The 4823-nt window shown below is 34.4% G+C and carries 2 protein-coding genes; both read right to left on the bottom strand.

Going from position 1 to position 4823, the window contains the following annotated elements; genetic code table 11:
* Positions 1–647: 647 nt before the first annotated feature.
* Positions 648–1292 (bottom strand): LysE family translocator, encoded by a 645-nt coding sequence (locus F6K22_RS32060; protein WP_293107621.1) that lies wholly within the window; start codon positions 1290–1292, stop codon positions 648–650.
* Positions 1293–1938: 646 nt separating this feature from the next.
* Positions 1939–2961 (bottom strand): adenosyl-hopene transferase HpnH, encoded by a 1023-nt coding sequence (hpnH, locus tag F6K22_RS32065; protein WP_293107624.1) that lies wholly within the window; start codon positions 2959–2961, stop codon positions 1939–1941.
* Between the last annotated feature and the right edge of the window lie 1862 nt (positions 2962–4823).

Consider the following 4823-nt stretch of genomic DNA (forward strand, 5'->3'; position numbering starts at 1 on the left):
CGCATCAACTTCTAGTCAACCTTCTATTTGGCGGGAGTTGAAAAATTTGATTAAATCAAATTGAAAATATCGGGTTTTTCCTCATCTTATTATTAGACAGCTACCTCTATTATTTTCCTTTTTTTGTAAGCATTCAGCAGTCAGCTATCAGCTATTGTTTTTAGTGCAAATTAAAAAGAGAAAAAAGATGTTTACAAAACATACCCTCAAAACTAGGTTCTTATTGCTGCTTATTGCTGATAGCTGAATGCTATAGCAATATGAAATGCTTTGTGAGAAAAACTGTAGGGGTTTGGTTTGCAAATCCCATTATTTTTACCAGGGTTTGGAGACCAAACCCCCAAGATAAAATCTTACAATCTATTTAGGGTTTGCTGAATAAATCTGAAACCATTGATAGATAAAGGTTAAAGCCATTTTTGTTCTCTAAAAGAGCCAGCTAATGGCTATCAATAGTTGAAAAAGTGAGGGTTTTGAGCAGACAACAGCTCCAAAATTTAGGGACAAATATATCCGATTACATCTTCTGTAATCCACCATTTCTACTGACTACTGACTATTGACTATTGACTACTAAAAAGACTAAAAAGACTTTTTCAGCAAACCCTATTGAGGATTGCTATAATAGCTGAATGCTTACTTTATTATTAACCAATTAAAATTACTAAAAGAGCAACACTAAACATGACAGTCCCAGCTATACGATTAATATTAGTCATAGCTTTTTCGCTTTTAAATAATAATCTAGCACGAGAAGCTAAATAAGCATAAAATCCAGTTACTAGAGAAACAATAACGGTCATAAAAGTAGCAATTAAAACTATACTATTTACTTTTAAATCGTTAAGGTTGACAAAAACAGGAAGAAAAGCACCATAAAAAATAATAACTTTAGGATTACTAAGTGTAATAGCTAAACCTGCCGTAAAATTTTTTAAATAAGTTTTATTTGATGCCTCATCATCATTTTCTAAATTGATAGGTGCTGATGTCCAAAGTTTCCAGCCTAACCAAACTAAATAAAGACCACCTAAAACTCTAATGATAATAAAAGCATTGTCAATAAATTGAGTCACTAATGTTAGTCCGAAAATTGCTATGAAAAGAAATATAAGATCTCCTATAACAATTCCCGCTATTACTAAAAGGGATGAACGAAAACCTGATACTAAGGCACAAGAAGTAGCTGCTAAAATACCAGGTCCTGGTGTACTGGCTAATACTAAGATTCCTATAGCAAGACCAAACATGGCTTGAATAGTAATACCATTAAAATTAAATAATTCACTCATGTTAAATTTATTATTAGTTTTTATATAAAATCCGATTATACACTAATCGGAATATTATACCAATTTCATCAACTTAGGCTACACTACTTATCTTATACTTTATGTCAAATAATTTCCTAAAATTACTGAGTGCGTCAAAGTTTTGAGCCTATAAAATCTTACTTTTAACTTTTGACTTTTAACTTTTGACTTCCGTGAAACGGTATTACTTCCTCTGAATACAGATGTTGTATTGAATACGAATGTAAAAATTTAATAGCTCAAATCCTTTCTTTCTCCTGTACGTCGCCAATCCGACGGCTCCCCTACCTGACTCCGAGGGTGATAGGATAACTAATTACCAGGATTATATATTAAACATCTCCAAAAATCCCAAATCCAACCAATTCTTATCCATAAATTATCAATTATTTCTCCCTACCGAATAATTAAGGTTTAAAGCCTCTCATCGGCAAGGAGAAACAAGCGGTCGTTTGCGGAGCATTCCGAAGGATGGGATGGCGAGGTCTCCTCGCTTGCCTCCAATCGACCAAGAGAGAAAAAATTTTCCTTTTATTCAATCCAATCCGTTTTAGGGAGAGGTAATTATCAATTATCCATTATCAATTATCAATTATTGAATCTCTCTTCCCTCTCCCCTCTTAATTTAACCACTAATTTTCAACAAAGAACCCACAACTTGAGGAATATTTTCTAACTCCATTGCTGCCATTGCCGCTGTTGGTTCATAACCACAATGAACCATACAATCAGCACATTTAGGATTTCTACTTTTATAACCATAATTATCCCAATTACTTTTCTCTAAAAGTTCCTTAAAAGTAGCATAATATCCTTCATTCATTAAATAACAAGGTTTTTGCCAACCAAGAACACTATAACTAGGACTACCCCAAGGAGTACAATCATAATCTTTTTCCCCCATCAAAAAATCTAAAAATAGAGGATTATGATTAAAATTCCAATTCTTTTTACCAGCTTTAAAAGGAGCAAGAATTTCTCTGAATAATAACCTTGTTTGTTGTCGCTTCAGAAAATTATCTTGGTCTGGTGCCCACTCATAACTATAACCAGGAGAAATCATCATTCCATCAATATTTAAACTTTCCAAAAAATCAAAAAAATCCTGTATTTGTTTAGGATCTATTCCCTCAAATACAGTAGTATTAGTAGTAACTCGAAATCCTCTAGCTTTAGCAGCCAGAATTGCTTTAACTGCTATTTCAAACACCCCTTGTTTATCCACACATTTATCGTGAGTTGGTTGTAAACCATCAAGATGAACACTAAAAGTTAGATAAGGAGAAGGTCGAAATCGATTGAGATTCTTTTCCAGTAACAAACCATTAGTACATAAATAAACAAATTTTCTACGCTCAACTAACCCTTGTACAATTTCATCAATTTGTGGATGTAATAAAGGTTCTCCTCCTGGAATAGAAACCACAGGAGCGCCACATTCTTCTACAGCAGCAAAACATTCTTGAGGCGTTAAATTTTGCTTGAGTATTTCTTTAGGATGCTGAATCTTGCCACAACCAGGGCAAGCTAAATTACATCTAAATAAAGGTTCTAACATTAAAACTAAGGGGAAACGTTTATGCCCTTTGAGACGTTGAGTCAAAAGATATTTTCCTACTTCTAGAGCTTGTTGAAGTTGAATTGCCATGAATAACCTCTTATTTTAAGTAATATGTTTTACTAAATTTGCAAAAAGCCAAATTAATTTTAAAATAAAATTCGGCATTGCTGATTATAGCTATTATACAGATAGGTGAAAGCTACAAACCGTAATTCAAAATCTAGAAAAATCATAAATCATTTAGCAAGACCAAAAATTCCCAAAAGCTATCAATTTATAGAGTAGTGCATCAAGAAATTGTGGGAATCATAAGATGACTATTGGATAATGGCGGAAATAACTGACCAGTTACAAAATCCTAAAAGCCTTACTAATCAACACTTTTGACTTTTAACTTCCGCGTAGCGACACTATTGTCCCTAACGGGACTTACACAACTTTTAAGCCCAAATATAGCCTAAACTCTGTTTGTGAAAGGCAAAGACGTCAATGTTGTTAGTTAACCAGTTAACAAAACGGTGCATACATGGCTCTAGGAAAAGCTTGATCAGCATCAGTAAATGTCTTCAAAGGTTTATTTCCCCATTGCCAATGCACGTCCCCCAGTTAACTTATTACAAATGATCAAAGTATAAGCACGATCAGACCAGGATCAAATGACGTTCTCAACTCCATTTATCTCTCACTTGATACTCTTTTAATCCTAACCATCATGATTGCTTCTGTGTAAAAAACCTCTATCCAATTTCTGGAGCGAGTAGCTATTTACTATCCACTCAGATTTTACTTTTGAAGGCTCAAAATTGGTGATCTAATAATCAATTTTTGTTGCCTCTTCTACAGAACTAGCATTCATAACGCGCTTCAAAAGTTCTTTCTCCTTGAAGGCGCGAAGTTGATGCTCTAAATGTAGTAACCCAAACTATTTTTGCTTTTTCTCAACTTAAGATAACTGGTTCAAATTCCTCTATTGGTATGCTTTTAGCTCGCTTCATCTATTCTAGTTTCTATTTCTTGGTTGGATTTTTGTTTAACTACTATTTTTCGGTTTTTTGCAATGCTTCCTAAATATTTTAATTCCCTTTCCTCGAGTTTTTTCAGAAATGTTGTATCCCATGCCATAACCTGTATCAATTAACACTACTCCTGGACTCAGACCTCTGGCCTGGGTGCGGTCTATTAAATCTATTCCTATATCTGGCTTTTTGTGAAATAATTTGTCATCTTTTCCTTCCGGTAAGCAACTAGAATGTTGATCTAATTCAATTTCTCAAGGTAAGCTTTTTTTACCATCGTATCGGATGAGTTGTTATACTCACTATGACCTTATCTGTTTTACCTATTTCTCCAATATATTGTCGGCCTACTCCCGATGTAAAATTACCGCTTCTTGCTCCGTCTTTACGCCGAGGAAACCTCGGCGCAGGCGGTGCGCTTTTTCGGTGTCCAGAGTCGTCTAAAATTAAACTAAACCCTTTCTTGAATTTGGTTTGAGAACGTTTGTTAATTATTTTGAGAGGACGTTCATTGATTTTACTAGGCTCGATTATGAGAATCTGCTATGAAATGATGTAGGCGATTATAAACAACTCCAATAGAGTTATTGGCGATGTTCGTGATCTGTTTTTTCTTTCACTTTCCCCTAATAATCCACCCAAATAATGGCGGAATCCTGTTTTTTGAGGTGGGTTTTTCCCCTCACGGGGTGACAAGCTAGTTGAAAGCTATATATAGAGACGAATTTGCGTTCGGGAACTGAAGAATACTTCAACTAAAATCAAACTCTTATTGAGAATGAATGAGGTGTAGTGCGTTAGAAGAGCTAACGCACTACACCCCCCATCTTTATTGAACAATAGTTCAAGTATGGCTCTAAATAATCTTATCAAAAAACTTACTTTTATTAATGAATTGTTAACCAGAGATCGCGCCATTATTTAACAGCCTAT

Origin of the sequence: Okeania sp. SIO2F4 (assembly GCF_010672385.1) — a bacterium.
Lineage (GTDB): Bacteria > Cyanobacteriota > Cyanobacteriia > Cyanobacteriales > Microcoleaceae > Trichodesmium.